17 protein-coding genes and 1 tRNA gene are annotated in these 18,202 nt (G+C 72.0%); 11 read left to right on the forward strand and 7 right to left on the reverse strand.

Going from position 1 to position 18,202, the window contains the following annotated elements:
- Positions 1 to 12: 12 nt before the first annotated feature.
- From KCQ71_RS15680 to KCQ71_RS27360, 8 genes are all read left to right on the forward strand, one after another.
- Positions 13 to 486 carry a dihydrofolate reductase gene (locus KCQ71_RS15680; RefSeq protein WP_308116649.1) on the forward strand — a complete coding sequence of 158 codons (474 nt, stop codon included), beginning with the start codon at positions 13 to 15 and terminating at the stop codon, positions 484 to 486.
- A 38-nt stretch (positions 487 to 524) separates the two neighbouring features.
- On the forward strand, positions 525 to 1,355 hold the full coding sequence (locus KCQ71_RS15685) for a DUF4129 domain-containing protein (RefSeq protein WP_223407543.1): 831 nt from the start codon (positions 525 to 527) through the stop codon (positions 1,353 to 1,355).
- Positions 1,352 to 1,852, forward strand: a complete 501-nt coding sequence (locus KCQ71_RS15690) for a hypothetical protein (RefSeq protein ID WP_223407545.1) — start codon at positions 1,352 to 1,354, stop codon at positions 1,850 to 1,852. The genes KCQ71_RS15685 and KCQ71_RS15690 overlap by 4 nt, the downstream gene beginning before the upstream one ends.
- Positions 1,849 to 2,865 carry an AAA family ATPase gene (locus KCQ71_RS15695; protein WP_223407547.1) on the forward strand — a complete coding sequence of 339 codons (1,017 nt, stop codon included), beginning with the start codon at positions 1,849 to 1,851 and terminating at the stop codon, positions 2,863 to 2,865. Before KCQ71_RS15690 ends, KCQ71_RS15695 begins: the two co-directional genes overlap by 4 nt.
- Positions 2,862 to 4,268 carry a DUF58 domain-containing protein gene (locus tag KCQ71_RS27675; protein ID WP_223407549.1) on the forward strand — a complete coding sequence of 469 codons (1,407 nt, stop codon included), beginning with the start codon at positions 2,862 to 2,864 and terminating at the stop codon, positions 4,266 to 4,268. Before KCQ71_RS15695 ends, KCQ71_RS27675 begins: the two co-directional genes overlap by 4 nt.
- Positions 4,265 to 5,011, forward strand: a complete 747-nt coding sequence (locus KCQ71_RS15705) for a hypothetical protein (RefSeq protein ID WP_223407551.1) — start codon at positions 4,265 to 4,267, stop codon at positions 5,009 to 5,011. Before KCQ71_RS27675 ends, KCQ71_RS15705 begins: the two co-directional genes overlap by 4 nt.
- Before the next feature lie 57 nt (positions 5,012 to 5,068).
- Entirely contained in the window at positions 5,069 to 6,322 is a 1,254-nt protein-coding gene (locus tag KCQ71_RS15710; protein ID WP_223407553.1) for an FAD-binding protein, read from the forward strand.
- A gap of 81 nt (positions 6,323 to 6,403) precedes the next feature.
- Entirely contained in the window at positions 6,404 to 6,532 is a 129-nt protein-coding gene (locus KCQ71_RS27360) for a hypothetical protein (protein ID WP_283248711.1), read from the forward strand.
- Between the two features lie 39 nt (positions 6,533 to 6,571).
- Here KCQ71_RS27360 and KCQ71_RS15715 read toward each other — a convergent pair whose 3' ends face one another.
- From KCQ71_RS15715 to KCQ71_RS15725, 3 genes are all read right to left on the reverse strand, one after another.
- A complete protein-coding gene (locus tag KCQ71_RS15715; RefSeq protein WP_223407555.1) occupies positions 6,572 to 6,754 on the reverse strand; it encodes a hypothetical protein in 183 nt (60 codons plus the stop codon).
- Positions 6,755 to 6,849: 95 nt separating this feature from the next.
- A tRNA-Met gene (locus tag KCQ71_RS15720) sits at positions 6,850 to 6,923 on the reverse strand.
- An 87-nt stretch (positions 6,924 to 7,010) separates the two neighbouring features.
- Entirely contained in the window at positions 7,011 to 9,950 is a 2,940-nt protein-coding gene (locus KCQ71_RS15725; protein ID WP_223407557.1) for a UPF0182 family membrane protein, read from the reverse strand.
- A gap of 190 nt (positions 9,951 to 10,140) precedes the next feature.
- On the opposite strand from KCQ71_RS15725, the gene KCQ71_RS15730 reads away from it, so the two are divergent.
- Positions 10,141 to 10,689 carry a PPA1309 family protein gene (locus KCQ71_RS15730; RefSeq protein WP_223407559.1) on the forward strand — a complete coding sequence of 183 codons (549 nt, stop codon included), beginning with the start codon at positions 10,141 to 10,143 and terminating at the stop codon, positions 10,687 to 10,689.
- A gap of 60 nt (positions 10,690 to 10,749) precedes the next feature.
- Here KCQ71_RS15730 and KCQ71_RS15735 read toward each other — a convergent pair whose 3' ends face one another.
- Complete coding sequence (locus KCQ71_RS15735; protein WP_223407561.1) at positions 10,750 to 11,919, reverse strand: YlbL family protein; 1,170 nt, start codon at positions 11,917 to 11,919, stop codon at positions 10,750 to 10,752.
- Positions 11,920 to 12,006: 87 nt separating this feature from the next.
- On the opposite strand from KCQ71_RS15735, the gene KCQ71_RS15740 reads away from it, so the two are divergent.
- The gene (locus tag KCQ71_RS15740; RefSeq protein WP_223407563.1) at positions 12,007 to 13,539 is read left to right on the forward strand and encodes a zinc-dependent metalloprotease; all 1,533 of its coding nucleotides are present in this window, start codon (positions 12,007 to 12,009) and stop codon (positions 13,537 to 13,539) included.
- Between the two features lie 24 nt (positions 13,540 to 13,563).
- Here the strand turns inward: KCQ71_RS15740 and KCQ71_RS15745 are convergent, their stop codons facing one another.
- Positions 13,564 to 14,091 (reverse strand): M48 metallopeptidase family protein, encoded by a 528-nt coding sequence (locus KCQ71_RS15745; protein ID WP_223407565.1) that lies wholly within the window; start codon positions 14,089 to 14,091, stop codon positions 13,564 to 13,566.
- A 104-nt stretch (positions 14,092 to 14,195) separates the two neighbouring features.
- Here KCQ71_RS15745 and KCQ71_RS15750 point away from each other — a divergent pair, with 104 nt between their 5' ends.
- Positions 14,196 to 15,227 (forward strand): ThiF family adenylyltransferase, encoded by a 1,032-nt coding sequence (locus tag KCQ71_RS15750; protein WP_223407567.1) that lies wholly within the window; start codon positions 14,196 to 14,198, stop codon positions 15,225 to 15,227.
- A gap of 40 nt (positions 15,228 to 15,267) precedes the next feature.
- Here KCQ71_RS15750 and KCQ71_RS15755 read toward each other — a convergent pair whose 3' ends face one another.
- Both KCQ71_RS15755 and KCQ71_RS15760 read right to left on the reverse strand, forming a co-directional pair.
- Entirely contained in the window at positions 15,268 to 15,636 is a 369-nt protein-coding gene (locus KCQ71_RS15755; protein WP_372454046.1) for a WhiB family transcriptional regulator, read from the reverse strand.
- A 423-nt stretch (positions 15,637 to 16,059) separates the two neighbouring features.
- Complete coding sequence (locus tag KCQ71_RS15760; protein ID WP_223407569.1) at positions 16,060 to 18,123, reverse strand: ATP-dependent helicase; 2,064 nt, start codon at positions 18,121 to 18,123, stop codon at positions 16,060 to 16,062.
- Positions 18,124 to 18,202: the final 79 nt, after the last annotated feature.

Genomic DNA, 18,202 nt, shown 5'->3' on the forward strand with positions numbered 1-18,202 from the left:
ACCATGCTGGGAATGATCTGGGCGCAGGCCCGTGGCCGAGTGATCGGACGCGACAACGACCTGCCCTGGCACCTACCCGAGGACCTCGCCCACTTCCGGTCGACGACGGCGGGGGATGCCGTGGTCATGGGCCGCCGGCAGTGGGAGTCGCTGCCCGAGCGGTTCCGGCCCCTGCCGGGCCGGCGCAACGTGGTGCTCAGCCGGAATCCCGACTACGTGGCCGACGGCGCGGAGCTGGCCACCACCCTGGACGCCGCCCTCGCGCTGGTCGCCGACGAGGACGCCTGGGTCTGCGGCGGCGGTGAGGTCTACGCGCGGGCGATCCCCCACGCGGACGTCCTCGTCGTCACCGAGATCGACCTGGACGTCGAGGGCGACACCTTCGCCCCACCGATCGGGCCGGAGTGGGAGGTCACCGAGGCCGGGCCGTGGCGCACCGGCGCCGGTGGTCTGCGGTTCCGGATCCTGACCTACGGGCGCCCGTGAACGTGACGGCCGACACACCTGGGTAGGCTGCTCGGACGATGACTGCACCAGGCGGCCCCGAGGCCAACGACGACGCGGGCCGGGGCAGCGCCCGGCCCGACGATCCACGCGGTCTGCTGCCGATCGTCGCCGCCGGGCGCACGGCGCTGGTCGCGGCTGTGTGCCTGTTCGCGGTGCTCGCGGCGACCGCCGTCGGGCCCTGGGAGATCACCGAGCGGTGGCAGGTCGACGTGACGACCGCCGAACCCCCCAGCAGCACCGGTTCGGAGCAGCAGCCCACGCCCGAACCGACCCCGAGCATGCCTGAGTTCCTCGAGGACCTTCCGGTGCCGGACCTGAGCTGGCTCGGCCTGGTCGCCGGCCTGGTGGCGGCGGTCATCGTGATCGCGCTCCTGATGCGGTATCTGGCATACCTGCGGCGGCCGCTCGAGGACGAGGCGGACGCCCAGAGCCGGCTGGTCGGCGGCGAGGTCGCCGACACCGAACCGGAGCTGCCGGTGCTGGAGCAGGGCGTGAGCGCCGCGCTGAAGCATCTCGACCAGATCCGGGAGCCGCGGGACGCCATCGTCGCGGCCTGGCTCGCCCTCGAGGACGCGGCTGCCCGCTCCGGCGTGGTCCGGGCGCCCGCGCAGACGCCCACCGAGTTCACCGCCGGGGTGTTGGACCGGACCGAGGCGGACCCCCGCGCCACTGCCACCCTGCTCCGGCTCTACCACCGGGCCCGGTTCTCGACCGCTCCGGTCACCGCCGGCGACGTGACCACCGCCTCGACCTGCCTCGCCGACCTGGCCCGCAGCTGGACCGCCCTCCAGGCCGCCGCCAGACGCGACGCCGAGTCCGCCCGGCCGGCACCGGAGGACGAGGGGTGAGCGTGCACCCGGACGACGGGCGCAGACGCCGCTGGTGGGTCTGGCCCGTTGTGGTGGGCGTCGGCGGCCCCGTGCTCGCGTTCACCATCGGGCTGGACGCGGCGCACTCGCTCATGATCGGTCTCGCCGTAGCGCTCGTCGTCGCGGGCAGCCGTGTGATCGGACTGGGCGACCAGGCGGTGTGGCCACGGCTGCCGTTCGGGCGCCGCGACGGAGCCCGCCGCGACGTCTCCAGTTTGTCCTGGTCGCTGTACGGTCAGCAGCACGAGCTGACGGGCTCCGGCCGACGGCGGCTGCGCCGGGTCTGCCTGGACACCCTCGAGCTCGCCGGTTTCTCCCTCGACACACCGGACGGCGTCCGCGCGGTCGAGGACCTCCTCGGGCGCCCCGTGACCGCGTTCCTGATCGACGAGGACCAACCCGCGCCGGACCTGCGCGGCGTCCAACGCACCCTGACCGCACTGACCGCAGTCCCGCTACGAAAGGCTCACCGATGACCACTCCGAGCGCCACCCCGGACGACGCCGCCCCGTTGCCGATCGAGCAGGTCGCCCGCTCGGGCGCGGCGGTCCTGGCCGAGGTCGGCACCGTTGTGGTGGGCATGGAGGCGCCGCTGCGGATCGCGCTCGCCTCGATCCTGGCCGGCGGGCACGTGCTGTTCGAGGACGTGCCGGGCCTGGGCAAGACGCTCGCCGCGCGCTGCCTGGCCGCCGCTCTCGGACTGGACTTCCGCCGTCTGCAGTGCACCCCGGACCTGCTGCCCGCGGACATCACCGGGTCGTTCGTGTACGACCCGACCTCCTCCGAGTTCGTGTTCCGGCCGGGCCCGGTGTTCACCGGACTCTTCCTCGCCGACGAGATCAACCGGACGGCGCCGAAGACGCAGTCGGCGCTGCTCGAAGCGATGGCCGAACGGCAGGTCACCGTGGAGGGCACGAGCTACCGGCTGCAACGCCCCTTCCACGTGATGGCCACGTCCAACCCGGTCGAGTACGAGGGCACCTACCCGCTGCCGGAGGCCCAGCTCGACCGGTTCATGGTGCGGCTGTCCGTCGGCTACCCGCACCCGGACGCGGAGGTGGACGTCCTCGCACGCCGGGTGGCCCGCCGTCGGGAGGAGGCGCAGGTACACGCAGTCGTGGACGCCGCGACCGTGCGCGGCATGCAAGCCGGTGTCGAGGCCGTCGAGGTGGACCCGGACATCCTGCGCTACTGCGTCGACCTCGCGGTGGCCACCCGAGCCCACCCCGCGGTGGAGGTGGGTGCCTCCCCCCGTGGCTCGCAGGCGTTGCTGCTGATCGCTCGCGCCATGGCAGTGCTGGACGGCCGCGCGTTCGTCACCCCGGAGGACGTGAAGGCCATCGCGGTGCCCGCCCTCGCGCACCGTCTCGTCCTGACGCCATCGGCCTGGGCGTCGGGCACCGTGCCCGAAGCGGTAGTCACCGCTCTCCTGGACGAGGTGCCCGGGCCCGCGAGCGCGGGGGTGGCCACCGGGCGTGCCGGCCGGTGAGCACGGCCGACATCCCCGGGCGTACCGGTGAGCGCCCGCCACCGGCCGCGGCGCCGTGGCGTCCCGGGGTGCAGTCGATCGCGGCCGCCGTCATCGGCGTGGCTGCTCTGACCCTCGGGGTGATCGGGTCCCGGCCGGACGTCGCCGTGCTGGGCCTACCGTTCGTGCTCGGTTTCGCCTGGGCCTGGTTCACCCGGCCCGCATCGACCTCTCGTCAGGCGCTGCGTCAGGCGACCGATCGCCGCGGGGCCGGCACCGACGCCGCGTCCGACAGCCTGATCGGCACAGTGGCCGGCGACCTCGTGCTTGACCCCGCACCTGGAGCCGAGGTGCTCCGGGTCCGCGTGACCAGCGCCGGACACCGGGAGGGTCAGGCACTCATCGACGTCGGCGGCGCCGGGACCCGGACGGTCCGGATGCATCTGGACACCGCACGGACCGGCGTGCAGCCGATGTTCCGCACGGACCTCGTGTGGTCCTCCTACGACCAGACGTTGGTCGCCGGGCCCAGCCGTCTCGGGCCGCTGCGGGTGACCGTCTACCCCACCGCGGTCCCGTTGCGCCGGCTCCCGATGCCTCGCCGGCTGCAGGGTCTGACCGGTCCGCACACGTCCCGGCGGGTCGGCGACGGCACCGACCTGCACGACGTGAACCTGTTCACCCCTGGTGACCGATTGCGCCGCATCGACTGGCGGGTCACGGCCCGCCGATCCCTGGACGTGACCACCGGGCGCCTCGGCGAGCTGTACGTGCGCCGCACGTTCGCGACGGCGGACGCCACGATCATGCTCGTGGTGGACTCGCGCGACAACGTCGGGCCGGACGTGGACACCTGGGGCGGCGGCAAGCAGGCGCGGGTGGACGAACCCACCTCCCTCGACCTGGCCCGGGAGGCGGCCATGTCGCTCGCGAAGCGGTACATCGACGGCGGCGACCGGGTGGGGCTCGACGACCTCGGACTGCGGCGTCGGCCGGTGGCCCCGGCCGGCGGGCGCAAGCAGCTGGACCGGATCACGCAGCGGCTCGCGACGATCGCTCCGGAGGGGTCACCAACAGCGCGGGAACGGGCCCCTCAGGTGCCATCGTCCGCGCTGGTGGTGATCTTCTCCACGTTCCTCGACGACGAGGCGGCCCGGATGGCGCACCAGTGGCACGCCCAGGCGCACCGGGTCATCGCCGTCGACGTGCTGCCCGAGGTGCGTGACCATCACCTCGACTCCTACCAGCAGACCGCGTACGCCCTGGTCCGCCTGGAGCGCGGTATCCGACTCGAGCGGCTGCGTCGCACCGGCGTGGAAGTGGTGCACTGGGTCGGCGACCCGGACGGTCACGGCTCGTCGACGTCGGCGGACATCGACCTGCTGGTGCTGTCCCGGCCTGGGCACCGGGTGCGGACCCGATGAGCACGCCCGGCCCCCTCAGCAGCATCCGCGAGTGGATGTTCGGCTGGGACGTGAACACGCCCCGGGAGCGCCCGCTGCCGCCGGTCGAGATCGACGTGGGCCGCTGGGTGCCGGCCTGGGCGGTCCGGGTGGTCGCGGGCCTGGCCGTACTCGCCGCTGGCGTACTGCTCACCGCTGACCCGACCCAGCTCGCGCTGGCCGCAGCGCTCGGCGTCGGGGTCGCGATCGGTCCCCAGGGGGCGATCCCGATGATCGCCCTGGTGGCCGGCATCATCGCGTTCGCCGTCCGGGAACCGTCACCGGCAGTCGGCGCCGGCCTGCTCCTGTGTCTGCACGGCATGCACTACCTGACCCGACGGGTCTCCGGGCTGTCCCCGCGGGCCCGGGTGGAACTGGCGGCCCTGCGGCGGGGGCTCGTCCCGGCCCTGGTGCTTCAGGGGTTCGCCCAACTCGTCGGCGTGGTCGTCTGGATCCTGCCGGGCCCGGCTTCCCCCTTCCCCTGGCTCGCCGTGCTGGCGCTGATCGCGATCACCATTCTCGTGCTGGTAGGGGTGCGGGCACTGCGCGCCGCCGAGGCCGGCCCGGGGCCTCGCCGCATGCCGGCGAAGCCGTCTCGTGGAACCACCGACAGCACACCACCCGGCCCTGGAGGTGATAGAACGTCCTCCGGCGCACCCCCGCAGGACGGCGGCGAGCCGCCGGCTGCCCGGCCGACGTGGCGCTCGGTGGACCCCGACGCCTGACCCGTCGCAACGCACGATCCTCTCCCCCACCAGACCGCACCCGATCAGGAGCTCCCATTGGATACCCGACCCGCCGAGCCCGGCACCACGTGGGCCGGTACCCACACCTACACGGCGGCGACGCTGCACCGACCGGACACGCTCGACGAGGTACGTCGCATCGTCGCCGCCGCCACGCACATCCGGGCACTTGGGTCCCGGCACTCCTTCCACGACCTGGCCGACTCCCCCGGCGACCTGATCAGCCTGGAGCGCGTGGACCCCGAGATCCACATCGATCCCGACGCGCAGACCGTCACCGTCGGCGCGGCGCTGCGCTACGGCGACCTCGCGGTCGCCCTCGACCGGGCCGGCTGGGCACTCGGCGCGATGGCCTCGCTGCCGCACATCTCGGTGGCGGGAGCCACCGCCACCGCGACCCACGGCTCGGGTGACGCGACCGGGAACCTGGCCTCCGCCGTCGTCCGCCTGGAACTGGTCACGGCCGACGGCGACCTGCTCACCCTGCGCCGCGGCGACGCGGACTTCCTGGGCGCGGTGGTCCACCTCGGGGCGCTGGGCATCGTGACCCGGGTGACGCTGGCCGTCGAACCCCGCTACGAGGTGCGGCAGTGGGTGCGCCGTGACGTGCCGTGGGCGGACCTGCTCGGCGACTTCGACGCGATCACCTCCGCGGCGCAGAGCGTCAGCGTGTTCACCCGTTTCGGCGACATCGCCGGCCGGATCTGGATGAAGAGCCGCGACACGGCCGAGCCGGCCGCTCCGTGGGGGGTTCCCGCCGCCGTCGAACAGCATCCGATCGACGGTCTGGACGCCGTGAACTGCACTGCCCAGCTCGGCCGGCCCGGGCCGTGGTACGACCGGCTGCCGCACTTCCGGATGGGTTTCACGCCGAGTGTGGGTGCCGAGATCCAGAGCGAGTACCTCGTGCCCCGGGCACACGCCGTCGCCGCGATCACGGCGCTGCGCGGCCTCGGTGAGGCGATGGCGCCAGTGCTGCAGGTCTCCGAGATCCGCACGGTCGCCGGCGACGACCTGTGGCTCAGCGCCGCCGAGGGCGGGGACCGGGTCGCGTTCCACCTCACGTTCGCGCGGGACCCGGAAGCGGTCCGAGCGCTGCTGCCGCGGATCGAAGACGCCCTCGACCCCTTCGACGCCCGCCCGCACTGGGGCAAGTGGTTCACGACCGGGCCGGGGCGCCTGGCCACCCTGTATCCGCGGCTCGGGGACTTCGCCGAGCTCGCCGGCCGGCTCGACCCGCAGGGCTGCTTCCGCAACGACTACCTGGACCGGACGGTGCTCCCCCGCTGATCGGCTCGTCAAACGCATCACACGAGCCCAGGGGCACGACTACTCTCGGGTCACGCAGGGGATGCCACCATCGAGGACGAGATGTCACCCAGGATCGATCTGAATCCGCGCCGCACCGACGACGACGAACCCGTCGGCCAGCCGCCCACGCTCGGCGAAGTCACGAACCCGTACACGGTTCCGCACGAGGACGAACCCGAGACCACCTGACCGGGCGCCGGTCCGCGCGAGCCGCCTGACGGGGGCGGCTCACGCGGACCACGCTCCGCCTCCGCCGGCCGAAGCGACCGGCGCCACCCAGATGCTCGCGGGCGCGCCGCCGAGGGTCTCCCTGCCGGACGGGTCCGCGATCCGCTGCAGGTGCGCCGAGGCACCCTCCGTGGTCGCGACGCGACGCCCCAGCGCGTCCTCGGCGTGGACGGCCTGTGACACCGGTTGGTTCCGGCGCAGACGGGGTGCGTCCCGATCCGGCGGGAAACACGAACGGCCCGGTTCCAACTTTTCGTTGGAACCGGGCCGTTCTCTCGTGGCGGGGGCGGGATTTGAACCCGCGACCTCCGGGTTATGAGCCCGGCGAGCTACCGAACTGCTCCACCCCGCGTCGGTAGTCCCAACCTTACGGGTCCGTCTGCGCGGGGGCAAATCCGCGGGCCGTGGCGCCGGTCACACCGGTGCCACGGCCGATCGATCAGCCCGTGGTCGCGGTGTCCGTCGGTTCCTCGGTGGCGCCCTCATCGGCCGGGGCTGCGCCGGCCAACTCCTGCTCGGCGGCCATCGCGTCCGCGATCGCCTCCTCCAGTTGCGTCTGGGCCTCGCCGTAAGCGGTCCAGTCGCCGCTGGCGAGCGCCTCGTCGGAGGCTGTGAGCGCCGCACCGGCGGCCGCGAGCGCATCGTTCAGGCGCTGCTGTGCGTCGACGTCCGGGGTCTCGGTTCCGTCACCGCCACCGGTGCCGGTCCCCTCGTCGGGCACCGGGTCCACGTCGGCGTCCCCGGCGTTCGCGCCGGAGTCACCCTCGAACACCTGGTCGAGCGCCTGGTCGAGGGTCTGCGCGAAGCCCACCTCGTCACCGAACGCGACCAGCACACGCCGCAGCAGCGGGTACTGGGTGCCGCCGGAGGACTGCACGTAGACGGGCTGGACGTAGAGCACACCGCCACCGACGGGCAGGGTGAGCAGGTTGCCCTGGATCACCTCCGAGCCCCCTCGGCCGAGGATATTCAGCTCGTTCGCCGCGGCGGCGTCAGAGTCGAAGTTGCCCTGTACCTGACCCGGTCCGGGGACGGTCTCGTCCCGTGGGAGTTCGAGCAGCGTCAACGTGCCGTAGTCCTCCGCGACCTCGCCCGGCGTGTTCCCGGGCTCGGCGTTCACCGCCAGGAAACCCGTGAGCACGTTCCTGGTGTCGTCGTCCACGATGAAGGACGTGGTCAGCGAGAACGAGGCCTGGTCCTGCTCCGGCAGCGCCAGGGTGAGGTAGTACGGCGGCTGCGGAACCTCGGCGTCCGAGGTCGGGTCGTTCGGGACCCGCCAGAAGTCGGCCGTCGTGAAGAAGCTCTCGGCGTCGGTCACGTGGTACTGGGTGAGCAGTTCACGCTGCACCTTGAACATGTCCTCGGGGTAGCGCAGGTGGCTCATCAGGTCGCCGCTGATCTCGGAGATCGGCTGGATCTTGCCCGGGAAGATGGCGTCCCAGGTGGCCAGGATCGGGTCCTCGGGGTCCCACGCGTACAGCGTCACGGAGCCGTCGTAGGCGTCCACGACCGCCTTGACCGAGTTACGGATGTAGTTGATGTAGTCCGGAAGTGCCGCGACCGGCACCTCACCGGAGTCGGTGAGCGAGTCGGTGATCGCGGACTCGAGCTCCTGGCGGGCCGAGTAGGGGTACTCGTTGGAGGTGGTGTAGGCGTCGACGACCCAGACGACCTCCTTCATCCCGTCGTCGTCGGTGTCCACGACGGCCGGGTAGGTGGACCCTTCCAGGGTCAGGAACGGAGCCACCCGGGCGACCCGCTCCAGTGGGTCCCGGTTGTAGAGGATCTGGGACTCGGAGGTGACCCGGTCGGAGAACAGGATCTGCTCGCTGCCGAACCTGGCCGCGTACAGCGCCTGGTTCCAGATGTTGCCGATCGAAGGGCCGCCGTCGCCGGTGAACGTGTTGTTCACCTGACCGTTCGGCGCGCTGTCGTCCGGGAAGTCGAGCTCCCACGGCGGGGTGCCCTCCGGGGCTCCGACGATCGAGTACTCCGGCGAGTTCGGGCTGAAGTAGATCCGCGGCTCGTAGGAGTCGCCGAAGATGCCGGTGCTCGGGATCCCGCTCTCGAAGAACGCCGGCCTGCCGTCGGACGTGACGGTGTTGCCGTACGCCGCCACGACCCCGAACCCGTGCGTGAACACCGTGTGGTCGTTGACCCAGTTGCTCTGCCCGGCACCCGCCAGGTCCAGGTCACGCACCGCGATCACCGTGTCCTGGCTCTGCCCGTCGATCGTGTACCGGTCCACCGAGAGGGTCGCCGGGAAGTTGTAGTACTGCTTGTTCTGCTGGAGCTGGCGGAACGTCGGCGAGACCTCCTGCGGGTCGAGCAGGCGGATGCTCGCAGTCGACTCCGCGTCTGCGCGCAGAGCCCCGGCCTCGGCCACGGTCTCCGCGCTGTAGGGCTGGACCTGGACGTCGGTGAGCCCGTACGCCTCCCTGGTGGCGTCGATGTTGCGCTGGATATAGGTGGCCTCGAGCGCCTGCTCGTTCGGGCCGACCCGCACGCCCTGGATGATCGCCGGGTAGATCCCGCCCACGAGGATGGCCGAGACCACCATGAGGGAGACCCCGACGGCGGGCAGGCGCCAGTTCCCGCGCACCCCGGTGTAGATGAACAGCACCGCCACGAAGACGCCGATGACGGCGAGGATCGCCTTCGCAGGCAGCACCGCGTTGATGTCGGTGTAGGACGCCCCGCTGAAACGGTCGCCGTCGTTGGACAGCAGCGAGTACCGGTCCAGCCAGTAGTTGATCGCGATCAGCAACGTGAACACGGCGGCCAGGATCGCGACGTGGATCCGGGCCGGCCGGGAGATCTTCTCGCCGCGGCCCATCGGCTGCAGCGCGCCGTAGAGGTAGTGGGTGAACACCGCCGCGACCGCGCAGAAGAACGTCGTCGTCATCAGGAAGGAGACGATGAACCGCAGGAACGGCAGCGTGAACATGTAGAAGGACAGGTCGATCCCGAACTGCGGGTCCGTCGTCCCCCACTCCTGGCCGTTGAGCGCCAGGAGTGCGGTCTGCCACTGGGTGCTCGCCGCGGAGCCCGCGAAGAACCCCGCCAGGATCGGGCCGCCGATGAAGGCGATCCGGCGCAGCGGCTCGAACGCCTCCCGGTACCGGTCCAGATCCTGCTGCTGCTGGGTGGTCGGCACGTACATCGGCCGGTGCCGGTAGGCGAGGTACAGGTTCAGCCAGATCGCCCCACCCATGATCACGCCGCCCGCGACGAACATCAGCGCCCGGGTGACCCACTCGGTCCGGATCACCTCGCTGTAGCCCACCTGGTCGAACCAGAGCCATTCGGTCCAGAACCGGGCCAGGATCAGGAAGGCGACCACCACCCCGACCAGGACCAGCAGGGTGGGCAGCAACACGCCACGTTGGCGGCGCCCCCCGCTCGAGCGGGCGGAACGACTGGCAGCGAATGACACGAGTGACACCTCAGGGGCTTAGGTCAGGACGGCGAGCGCGGGCACAGCGTTGGACGGCGTGCTCACACACCTCACAACGTACGAGCCCTCTGGGAAGTTTCGCATACTCTCCCGACGCTGCGACGATGGGGTCGTGAACATCGAGATGACCCCCCGCGAACGCTCACTCACCATGGCCGTCATCGAGATCGAGCAGCATTCGGCTGCGGCCGGTTGGGATGCGCCGGTGAGTGTGTTCGCCCTGATCCGCACGGCCGACGCCCTTGCGGACAACCCCGCACTCGCCCAGGAGTTCCCACCCGAGGTCGTCGAGGCGGCACGGCTCGATCCCGAGCACCTCACCTCGATCGAGCAGGACGGTCTGCCGGAGTCGGCGAACCTGGAGGAACTGCTCGCCCAGCTGGCGTGGCCCGAGACGGTCGCCGGTGCCGCGATCGTGGTCGAGCGGATCGTGGTGCCCCCGGAGGCCGAGGCGAACATGCCGCAGGAGCCGGACGCCGGGGTGGACTACCTGATGAATCACCCGGACCGGCAGGACGTGCGCATCGCCGCCGGCCGGCTGCGCACCGGGGAGAGCTGGTGCGCGCTGCGCTCGCGTGGGAACGACAACGACGACGCGGTTGCCGGCGGACCCGATGCGGTGCCGGGGCTGGTCGAGGCGCTGGCCGCAACGTTGCGCTGAGCCCTGCGCCCGGTCGCCGAGCCCGACGCCGGAACCACCGAGCCGAAGCGGACGCGCGCGTCAGCCGGCGGTGCAGACCGGGAGGTCGGAGGTGTCCCCGGCTGCGATCGCCTCGACAGCGGTCCGGGCCTCGTCGAGGGTGGCCACACGGAACACCTCGAGACCATCCGGGATGTTCCCGACCACCTCGCCGCAGTTGGCTGCGGGCGCGAGGAAGAAGTCGGCGCCGTCGCGCTCGGCCGCGTACATCTTCAACGTGATGCCGCCGATCGGGCCGACGTCGCCGCCGAGCGACATCGTGCCGGTCCCGGCGATGACCTCACCGCCGGTCAGTGCCCCGGGGGTCATCTGGTCGATGATCCCCAGCGCGAACATCGTGCCGGCGCTGGGACCGCCGACGTTCTCGATCTTGATGTCCACCTCGACCGGGAACTCGAACTCGGCGCTCAGGTAGATCCCGAGCAGGCTCCCGCCGGACCCGTCGTCGGTGGTCAGGATCTCCACATCGGTGGCCACCCCGTTACGGTCCACGCCGAGCGTCACCGTGGTGTCCGGGGGTGTGGCCTCGAGCGCGTCGTCGAGGTCGGCGTAGGTGGTGATCGTCGTCGTCGGCAGGTCGGGCGTGCGGATCGAGGCGATGACGTCGCCCTGCTCGACCGCGCCGGCGGCGCCCCGGTCCGGGTCGGCACCGGAGATGGTCAGGGTGGCGGGCACGTCGTAGCCCATGGCGGTCAGCGCCGAGACCGTCGCGTTCTCCTGCGAGGAGGACATCTGCTGGGCACCGATCAGGTCCTGCTCCTCCTGGGTCAGGGTGGGGTCCACGGCGGTCTCCACCGGCACCACCTTCTGTCCGGCGGACAACCATCCGCGGATCACGCTGCCGACGTCCACGGGGAAGCCGGGCCCGCCGGCCGTGGTCACCGTGGTCAGCCGCAGTTCGCCCTCGGTGGGATAGGTCTCGGCGCCCTCCACGGTGATCAGTGGCACGTCGTTCACGGCGCCGAGGGTGTCGAACGTGGGGCCGGCGCCTTGGACCGCGAACGGAACCGGCTGCAGGATCATCGTCAGCAGCAGCCCGAAGGCGGCGAGCCCGGAGACCGTCATCGTGATCGACCGGTTCGTCAGTACCAGGCGTCGCCGCAGGGCACGCCAGCGGCCGCCGGGCGTCGGCGGGGCGGTGTGTCCGGGCTGGTCGGAGTGCATCACGGACTCGGGAGCCTGCGTCGACATGGGCCCATCATCCCCCGAGCGTGCGCCCTGAGCGAAAGCCACCCGGTCGGACGTCGCGCCGACCCTCCGGTGTGGTTACCGTGGGGCATGACCGAGCAGACCCCGTCAGGCCGCGACGAGTGGCGCCGCATGCTCGAGCAGATGCTCGGGCCGGAGGCGGCCGAGGAGGCCATGCGCGCCCTCGAGGCCAGCGGCGTGGACCCGGAGCAGTTCGCGTCGGTCGCCGGCATGCCGCAGAACCCACAGCAGATGGCCGCGGCGATGTCACAGATGCGTCAGATCCTCTCGGCTGATGACGGCGGGGCCTCGGACTGGCGGGTCGCCCACGACGTCGCTCGGCAGGCCGCCCACACCGGCGGTGACCCGAGCGTCTCGGCAGCGGATGCGGCGAAGGCCCGCTCGGTGCTCAGTGTGGCCGACCTCTGGCTCGACGCGGCCACCGACCTGCCCCCCTCGGGCGGTCAGCAGATCGCCGCTTCTCGGGCGGAGTGGGTGGAGCGGACGCTGCCGACCTGGCGTGCGGTCGCCGAACCCATCGCGGCGTCGGTCGCCGATGCCCTGGCGACGATGATGAGCGTCGAGGAACTGCCCGAAGAGGCGACCGCGATGCTCGGCGGCGTGGACATCGGTGCCATGATGCGCCGCCTCGGCGCCCTGAGCTTCGCCATGCAGGTGGGTCAGGCGGCGGGCACCCTGGCCCGCGAGGTCTTCGGGGGCACGGACACCGGCCTGCCGCTCCTGCCCGAGCCCAGCCTGTTGCTGGTGCCGGCCAACCTGCACGAGTTCGCGGCGGACCTGGACGCCCCCGAGGACGAAGTGTGGCACTTCCTCGCGGTCCGTGAGGCGGCGCACGCGCGCCTGTTCGCCCACGTGCCGTGGCTGCGCGGGCACCTGTTGGGCGCCGTCGAGCAGTACGCCCGCGGCATCGAGATCGACCTGGCCCACCTGGAGGAGTCGGTGCGGTCCATCGACCCCACGGACATGGACCAGCTCCGCAGCGCCCTCTCCGGGGGGATCTTCTCGACCCAGCACACCCCGTCCCAGGAGCAGGCCCTGTCCCGGCTCGAGACGGCCCTCGCCCTGGTGGAGGGCTGGGTCGAGGAGGTCACCGCGAACGCGGTCGCCCCGCACCTGCCGCACCACGTGCCGCTCCGGGAGATGCTGCGACGGCGGCGCGCGGCCGGCGGTCCCGCCGAGGACACGTTCCACACGCTGGTCGGCCTGGAGCTGCGGCCACGCCGCGCCCGCGATGCGGCATCCCTGTGGGCGCTCGTGGCACGCGAGCAGGGCCAGGAGGTCCGGGACGCACTCTGGTCCCACCCGGACGTGATCCCCACCGCGGCCGACCTCGACGAGCCGGCCGGTTTCCTGGACCGCCGGGCGTTCGCCGCTCAGGTGGACCAGGACGTCGATGCCGCGCTGGCGGCGCTGCTCGACGGCGAGCTCGGCTACGAGGCGGGGGCCGCCGAGAACGACGGCGGCACGGGTGTTGGTGGTCCCGACGGCGGCACGGCAGCCCGTCCGGACGGCGCCGAGAACGACGGCGGCACGACTGAGGGTCCCGACGGCACCTCGGGAGACGGCGGCTCGGGCGACGGTCCCGACGGCAACCGGGACTGAACCGGGTGACGCGACGCCGCCCGCTCAGCGGGCGGGGCTGTCCCGGGCGTGGGAGATCCCGAGCAGGAACCCGCGGGCGCGCTCGGTCTGCGGGTAGCGCTCCACCAGGTCCCAGAAGTCGGTGCCGTGCCCGGGGACCAGCAGGTGCGCCAACTCATGCAGGAGCACGTAGTCGAGGACCCACTCCGGCATGCCCTGCACCCGGTCCGAGATCCGGATCGTGCGGCGTGCCGGTGTGCAGGAGCCCCATCGGGTGTCCTGATTGGCGACCCACTCCACGGACGCCGGCGGGGCGAGGCCGTCGAGGTACGCAGCGCACAGGCCCGCGGCTCTGGCCGCGAGGTCGGCGTCGGAGGGCCGGCGGCGCTGGTCGGAGGCGGCCATCCGCTCGAGCATCCGGTTGACCCAGGCGTCCTCCTCGGCCCTGGTGAACCGACTCGGGATCGCCACCACGGTGCGACCGGCCTCCCGGTACGCGGACACGGTCTTGCGCCGGCGGGTGCTGCGTCGCACCTCGACCGTGCCGTGCCCCTCGATCTCCCGCTCGCTCATGTCGGCTTCACTTTGGCACAGCGCGTCCCCGTTATCCACAGGCACCGCGACATCGCCGACCCGGCCCGGCCCGCTGTGCCACGCTCGTGGCAGAGGGAGGGGACATGCGCATTCGCGACGGTTTCGAGGTCTACTGGCGCGAGCCGGGGGCCAGTCAGGTGGGTCTGGATCCGCGCTGCGCGGTACTTCTGGAGGATCTGACCGAGGGCGAGCAGCAGGTCCTCGAGGCCCTGGGCCGCGATGTCGATCGGGCAGCCCTGCTCACCCTGGCGAACGCCCACTCGGTGCGCACCGCGGAGGTCGACGTCCTGCTCGAGCGGCTCCGGGTGGCGGGCGTGCTGCTCGAGGAGAGCACCGTCGCCGGCGACCCGGACGCCCGGTACTGGCAGGTGGCGGCCGCAGCCGGGATCGAGCCCCCCGGATCGCGTCTCGATCGGGTCATCCAGATCTGCGGTGTCGATCAGCTGGGGTTGCGAATCGCGGTGATCCTGGCCCAGGCCGGCATCGGCTCCGTGCTGCTGCAGGACCGGTCCAGGGTGCGCCCGGAGGACGTCGGAGCCGGGCTGTTCCGCCCGGGTGATGTGGGCGTGAACCGGGCCGAGGTGGGGCGGGCGGTCCTGCGTGCGGCCGCCCCGAAGGTCGGAGTCAGTGTGCCCGCCCGGACCCGCCCGGACCTCGTCGTGGTGGTCGACCACGGGGTCGTCGACCCGGTGCCGCTACGGGTCCTGATGCGCGAGGATGTCGCGCACCTCCCGGTCCTCGTGCGGGAACTGGACGTCGTGGTGGGTCCGTTGGTACGCCCCGGCCTTGGCGTGTGCCTGCGGTGCGTGGACCTGTACCGGTGCGAGTCGGACCCCCGCTGGCCGGCGGTCGCCACCCAGGCGGCCACGCGCCCGCCGTCCGGGGTCGAGACGTCACTCGGCTGGTCCGGAGCGGCACTCGCCGCCGGCCAGATCCTGGCCGTCCTCGACGGCCGGCCGGCTGCCGTCGAGGGTGCCGAGATGGCGTTGACCGCGTGGGACCCGATCCCGGTGGTTCGCCACTGGCAGGTGCACCCCGAGTGCGGGTGCGCCCCGGCCGCCCTCGGCGTGTCACCCGATACTCCGCCGCAGACGGCGAAGGGCGGGCACCGGTGACCGGTGCCCCGCCCTTCGCGGCGGGGAGCCCGCCGGCCGCTCAAGCGGCCGACGAGTCCCTTCTGGCGGACGGTGCGTACGGGTCGTCCTTGCGGGGTCGGCCGCGGCCACGCTTACGGGCCACGACCTGACCATCGATGAAGACCTCCCCGCCCCAGACGCCCCACGGCTCGCGCCGCTCGATGGCGCCTTCTAGGCACTCCTTGCGGATCGGGCACGTGATGCAGAGCGCCTTGGCGCGCTCGACGTCGGCGCCCTGTTCGGCGAACCAGAGGTCCTGGTTCCGCGCGTCCTGGCACGGCAGCGGCTGGTCGCCCGAGATCGGGAGGTCGATCGTCTGCTCGGGCAAGGGCCAGGTCGTGGCCGATCCCCCGAGGGTGAGTTGATCGAGAACTGAAGTGAACTGCACGAGATGCTCCTGAGGCATGGTGTGTGGGTCGACCGGTGGGGTACCGGGTCTGTCACAAACCGGGGAGATCTATCCCTGGAGTAGTGAGAAGAGCCGCGGACCCTTGGTGGGCTCCGCGGCTGGGACTCAGTGCAGTGCTGCTGCTAACTGATCCTGGATGCGGAGCCGGGCATGGCTGTGCCGGGAACGGCGATACCGATGGGCGCGATGAGCGAGCCGCCGGCCGTGCCCTTGGCACGGCCCGGAGTGAACACAACGGCGCGCGGTCGGATATCGACTCGCGTGGACTGGGTATCAATCAGATTCATCATGTGTGCTCACTCCCTTCTGGCCTTGGGGGCTGCTCGGTGCTGGCTAGGCGCAACCCATCGATCAGGAACGTGTGACAGCCTACGTCGGCTGCCCCCGTGGACCCAACCCTTTTTAGGAACTTTCTTCAGATTGGTTTCCGACGGGGTCCTCGCCGCGCACCACGGCGAGGATCTGAGGGCCGTACGCCTCGAGTTTGGTGGGCCCGATCCCCCTCAGAATCGCGAGGTGTCGCAGCTCCCGCGGCTGGGCGGCAGCGATCGCGATCAGGGTGGTGTCGTGCAGGATCGTGAAGGCCGGCTTGTCGATCCGCTCGGCCACCTCGGCCCGCCAGCGGCGTAGCCGCTCGACCAGGTCCGGATCCGCGTCCTGCTCCGTGACCGCCGCGGTCAGCGCCTCGCGCCGACCGGCCCGGGAATCCGAATGGCGACCGTGCCGGCGCCCGCCGACCTCCTCGGACGGCCAGATCCCGTCCAGGAACCGGGACCGCTTACGGGTGGCTCGGCCACCGGTGTTGCGGGACCGGGCGTAGGACAGCTGCAGATGCTCACGGGCGCGGGTGATGCCCACGTACAGGAGCCGGCGCTCCTCCTCGACCGCGTCGTCGCCCTCGGCGAGCGAGATCGGCAGCAGTCCCTCGCTGACCCCGACCAGGAACACGGCGTCCCACTCCAGCCCCTTCGCGGCGTGCAGGGACGCGAGCGTCGCCCCCTCCACGGTCGGCGCGTGCTGGGCGGCGGCCCGCTCCCCCAGCTCGGCGACGAAATCGGGCATGTCGGCGCCCCTGGACGCCGCGAGCTCGTCGGCGAGCCCGACGAGGGAGTTCAGCGACTCCCACCGTTCCCGGACTGCTCCGCGCGCGGCAGGCGCCTCGGGTGCCCAGCCGACGCTGGTCAGGACATCGCGGACGAGTTCAGGCATCGGGGTCTCGCCCTGACTGCGTGCGGCCCCGCGCAGGAGTACGACGGCGTCCCGCACCTCCTTGCGGGAGAAGAACCGTTCTCCGCCGCGCACCAGGTAGCCCACGCCGGCCTGGCTGAGCGCCTGCTCGAACGCCTCGGCCTGGGCATTGGTCCGGTACAGCACGGCGATCTCGCTGGCCTTCACGCCGCCGCGGACCAGTTCTCCGATCCGCGCCGCGACCGCACGTGCCTCGGACTCGTCGTCGTCGTAGGTCTCGAACGCCACGGCCGGCCCGGAGGGCCGCTGGGCACGCAGTTCGACGGCGGCGCTGGAGCGGGCCCGGCCGGCGCGGGCCAGCACGTTGTTCGCCAGCGAGACCACCTGCGGCGTCGAGCGGTAGTCCCGGACCAGCCGCACCACGGTGGCGTCGGGGTGACGCCGGCTGAACTCGGTCAGGTAGCGAGGGCTTGCGCCGGTGAACGAGTAGATCGTCTGGGAGACATCCCCGACCACACACAACTCGGTCCGGTCCCCGAGCCATAGTTCCAGCAGGCGGTGCTGCAGCGGGGAGACGTCCTGGAACTCATCGACGATGAAGTGGCGGTACTGCTTGCGGACCTCGGCGGCGATGTCGCCACGCTCGGCGAGGATGCCCACCATCAGCAGCAGCACGTCCTCGAAGTCGATCACATGCCGTTCGGTCTTGGCGTCCTCGTAGACCGAGAGCAGTCGGGCCACGGTGGTCAGGTCCTGACCGGCCGCTCCGGAGCGTCCGGCGCCGGCCGCGGCGGCCACGTAGTCCTCGGCGGTGACCATCGACACCTTGGCCCATTCGACCTCGGCGGCGAGGTCGCGGATCGCGATCCGGTCCACGGCCACGCCGAGCCGGCCGGCCGCCTCGGCGATCAGCGGGGCCTTGTGCTCGACGATCCGGGGGATGCCGCCACCGATCGCGGCCGGCCAGAAGTACGAGAGCTGCCGCAGGGCCGCGGCGTGGAACGTGCGTGCCTGCACGCCGGAGACCCCGAGCTCGCGCAGCCGGGTGCGCATCTCGCCCGCCGCACGGGCCGTGAACGTCACCGCGAGGACCGTGGTCGGGTTGTACACGCCGGTCACCACACCGTGCGCGATCCGGTAGGTGACCGCCCTGGTCTTCCCCGTCCCGGCGCCCGCCAGCACGCACACCGGTCCGGTCAGCTGGGAGGCGACGGCGCGCTGATCCTCGTCGAGTGCGGCGAGCAGCTCCTCGGCGCCGGGCAGGGTGGGTGCGGACATCGACCTGATTCTCGCAGCCTGGTCCGACACCGGTGCCCGGTGTCCACAGCCGGGGGAACAATCGGCCGGATTCGGTGGT

The sequence above is a fragment of the Occultella gossypii genome (assembly GCF_019947135.1).
GTDB classification, from domain to species: Bacteria; Actinomycetota; Actinomycetes; order Actinomycetales; family Beutenbergiaceae; genus Occultella; species Occultella gossypii.